Source organism: Terriglobales bacterium (genome assembly GCA_035624475.1).
GTDB lineage: Bacteria > Acidobacteriota > Terriglobia > Terriglobales > Acidobacteriaceae > DASPRL01.
Genome location: DASPRL010000311.1, coordinates 1 through 3,935, shown reverse-complemented (window position 1 = coordinate 3,935; position 3,935 = coordinate 1). Strand labels below are relative to the sequence as shown.

Here is a 3,935-nt window from a genome sequence, read left to right as displayed (position 1 = left end):
CCTCAAGGCGCCGAGCGAGCTGCCGTCGTGTATCTCCTGGCCGTGGCACCAGGGGCCCATGACGAGAAAGACCTTGTCACCGCCCGTGTCCTTCGGCTTGAGCGACTTGTAAACGGCGATGGCGCCGTAGATGTCCTCCTGGTCCCAGAGACTGTGGACGAGCATCACCGGCACCTTCAGGGGACGGGCGGCCAGAAGCCTGTCCACCGCCTGGTCACGCCAGAAGGCGTCGTAGGCGGGATGCGCCAGGATCTTCCTCCAGAAGCCGACCTGGTCCAGCCCGTGCCGGCGTCCCAGCTCCCCCGCCGAAACGGCCTCCATGAAGAGGTCGTAGTCGTCGAAGTAGCCCGACCACCACTTCGCCTTGTTGTCGCGGGTCCCCTCCTGCTCGTAGATGTAGGGGAGGTTCTGCTGGCGGAAGGCGCCGTTGTGAAACCAGTCGTCGCCCCTCCAGCCGTCCACCATGGGATTCATGGGCACCGCCACCTTGAGCGCGGGGTGGGGATCGATGAGCGCCGCCAGGGTGGTGAAGCCGTCGTAGGAGATGCCCAGGATGCCTACCCGGCCGTTGCACTCCGGGAGGTTCTTCACCAGCCAGTCGATGGTGTCGTAGGTGTCGGTGGCGTGGTCCACCCCGGTGGGATTCAGAGGACCGCGGAAGGGACGGTTCATGACGTAGTCGCCCTCGGAGCCGTACTTGCCGCGGACATCCTGGACCACGCGGATGTAGCCGCCCTCCACGATGACGTCGGTGGGATTGTCGTAGCCCTCGAGGATGGGGCCCAGGTGGGGGCTGTCGGCGTGGCTGGTGAGCGCGGTGGCGTCGTAGGGAGTGCGGGTCAGGAGGATGGGAGCGCGGTGGCTCGGGGTAGCGCTGCGCGGCACCAGGATGACGGTGTGCAGCCTCACCCCGTCGCGCATGGGGATCATGACCTCGCGCCGAGTGTAATCGAAGCTGGTGGTGACGGGCTGGAACTGGGCCGGGGTCTCGCTGGGCAGGGTGGAGGCTGGGGGCGTGGCTTGGGCGAAGGCTGGCATGCCCATCAGGCCGGCGAAGATCCAGGCCAGCAGGACGAACATAGAAAGATCGCGCATCGGCTTCATGGAGGTCCTCCGGGGCTGGCTGCGGGAGGGCGATGTTAGGACGCGCGCCCCGGCAAGTCAATGACGAGCGGACGTCAGACCTCAGACGTCAGACGCCAGCAAGACATCTTGGCGTTCAAACGACGCGATGGCCCGATCACCCGATGAGGCGATTTCTTTCACTCCCTCGTTCGCGGGGGTATCATGGAGGTTGGGACCCTGCGCCACTTGCCTCCCGCTGCTGCGGCAGCCGAAGGGGAGGTTGCAAGCATGAAGGTTTGCGACACCTGTCACAGCACCTACCCCACCTCGTTCACCACCTGCCCCAAAGACCAGACCCTGCTGCACACCGCCTCCGAGCTGATGCCCGGGCTCATCATCCGCGAGAAGTACCAGATCGTGGAGCGCATCGGGGCCGGCGGCATGGCGGTGGTCTACAAGGCCAAGCACGTCGCCTTCCAGGAGGTCCACGCCCTCAAGGTGGTCTCCAGCCGCATGCTCGACGACGAGGGCTTCCTGCACCGCTTCCGCAATGAAGCCATCATCACCCGCAAGCTGCACCACCTGAACGCGGTGCGGGTGGACGACATCGACTCCACCGAGGACGGCCGCCCCTTCATCGTCATGGAGTACGTGCGGGGCGAGAACCTGCGCAACGTGATCCAGAAGCACGGGGCGCTGCGCCTGGCGCGCGCCCTGCACATCGCGCGCCAGGTGGCGCAGGCGCTGGCCGCCGCCCACCACCTGGGCATCACTCATCGCGACATCAAGCCCGACAACATCATCCTGGTGGAGCAGGCCGACGGCCACGACCTGGTCAAAGTGCTGGACTTCGGCATCGCCAAGGTGCGCGAGAGCACGGTGGGCAGCGGCGCCGGCTACACCCCCACCCACACCGGCATGGTGGTGGGCACGCCCCAGTACATCTCCCCCGAGCAGGCGCTGGGCAAGCACGGCAACGACATCGACGGGCGCGCCGACCTCTACTCGCTGGGCGTGGTGCTCTACGAGATGGTGACCGGGCAGTTGCCGTTCGAGAGCGACACGCCCATGGGCCTGCTGCTGCACCACATCCAGACGCCGCCGCGGCCGCCCGACTTGCTGCGTCCCGACCTGCGGATCCCCCAGGCGATCTCGAAGCTGCTGCTGAAGTCGCTGGCCAAGCAGCGCGAAGACCGCTTCCAGAGCGCCGAGGAGATGCTGGCGGCGCTCAAGGACCCGGAGGCCTGGGCCTCGGAGGCGGGCACCTCGGTGCTGGGCTCGGAAGAGCTGGCGGCTGCGCCGGCTCCCGCGCCGCCGGCGACGCGAGGAGCGGTGGCGCTCGCTCCTCGTCCCGCGCTGACGCCGCGGCCGCGCCGCGTGCTCACTCCGCTGCAGATGCGGCGCGCTCCCGCGCCGCGCTCCCGCCCCTGGGGCGCCATCGGAGGCCTGGTCCTGCTGCTCCTCCTGCTCGGCACCTGGGGCTACTACCTGCTGCGGCACGAGCTGCCGCTGTGGCCGGCGTCCGCGCCGCCACCCTCCGCCGCCGCGCCCGCTGCCAGCGACGAGGAGATCGCCGCCGCCGTCACCGGTGCGCTGACCGCCTCCCCCGCGCTGAAGGGCGAGACCATCGGAGTGGCGGTGCACGAGGGCGTGGTCACGCTCACCGGCCCGCTGGACACGCCGGCGCAGGCCGCGGCCGCCATCGCGCTGGCCTCCGCCGTTCCCGGCGCCAAGCGCGTGAGCAACCAGATGAAGGTGCGGCCGACGGTGGAGCACGAAGCGCCCGCTGCCGCGGTGGAGTCCAAGCCGCCGCCCGACCGCGACGAGGAGCGCGCGCGCCGCGCCCAGCAGGGAGCGCGCCGCGCCCGCGACCTGGTGACCGGCGGCGACCGCCAGCTCAACGCCGGCGACTACGACGCCGCCATCGCCAGCTTCCAGGCTGCGCTCGAGGCCGAGCCCGGCAACCGCGCCGCCCGCCAAGGCCTGGCCCGCGCCCAGCAGGCCAAGCGCGCCGAGGAAGAGATCCTGAAGAGGCGAAGATGAAGACCGCGCTCGCCACCGCGCTTCTGCTGCTGGGCTCGTGGCTGGCCGCACAGACCACACCCGCCGCGCCGCAGCCGGCGCCGCCCAAGCCCCCCACCGCCGCCGATTTTCCCAACGGCTTCGAGAGCAATCCCTATCTCGTCTCCGGCGGCGACAACCCGGTGCTGGGCCTGAACGTCGCCCATCACCACTTCTTCGGCGAGACCCTCGGCAACTTCTGCTATGGCTTGCTGTTCATCTCGCGCGACTCCATCCGTTACGAGGTGATTTTGCCCGAGGCTTCGAAGCACGACTCTTTCCAGTACGCGCGCGCCGACCTGGTCGTGAGCCGCCCCTGGAAGACCATGCTGGGCCAGCATCGCAACGCCACGGAACTGAAGTTCCGCAATGGCGGCGTGTATCACCTGTCGCTGGTGCGGCCGGGGACGCTGCGCAACACCCCTGTGGCCGGGGACTTCGGCGCGGGCAGCGAGATCCAAGACGCCATCCAGAACTTCGACCAGGTGGTGGCGCGGCTGGCGCCCAAGCCGCCGCCCGCGCCCACGCCCCCGGCCATCACCCTGGTGGAGCCCGCGGGCGCGGAGGAATCTAAACCCGTGGAGGCCGGCGCCACCCTCAAGGTGCGCGGCATCGCCACCCAGCCCTCCGGCATCGCCCTGGTCACGGTCAACGGCCAGCCCGCCACGCTGAAGGCCCTCAGCCCGCAGACTTCGGAGTTCCTGCTGCCCGCGCTGGCGGTCGCGTCCGGCACATCCAGCGTGCTGGTGCTGGCCACCGCCACCGACAAGGCGGAGGCGCACCTGGTCTTCAGCGTGACGCGTCCCGAG

General features: G+C 69.5%; 3 protein-coding genes. 2 read left to right on the top strand and 1 reads right to left on the bottom strand.

Annotation, left to right across the window (positions count from 1 at the left end):
• The coding region (locus VEG08_12295; GenBank protein ID HXZ28764.1) for a CocE/NonD family hydrolase at nt 1-1,104 on the bottom strand (1,104 nt) is incomplete at its 3' end.
• Nucleotides 1,105-1,353: 249 nt separating this feature from the next.
• Between VEG08_12295 and VEG08_12290 the strand changes: the two genes are divergently transcribed.
• Nucleotides 1,354-3,108: a protein kinase gene (locus VEG08_12290; GenBank protein ID HXZ28763.1), complete on the top strand. Its 1,755-nt coding sequence runs from the start codon at nt 1,354-1,356 to the stop codon at nt 3,106-3,108.
• Nucleotides 3,105-3,935: hypothetical protein (locus tag VEG08_12285; protein ID HXZ28762.1), on the top strand; the 831-nt coding region annotated here is incomplete at its 3' end. The genes VEG08_12290 and VEG08_12285, both read left to right, overlap by 4 nt.

Bases quoted from the DNA above. Each gene is read 5' to 3' on its own strand.
- VEG08_12290 (HXZ28763.1), top strand. From the start codon at position 1,354: ATGAAGGTTTGCGACACCTGTCACAGCACCTACCCCACCTCGTTCACC.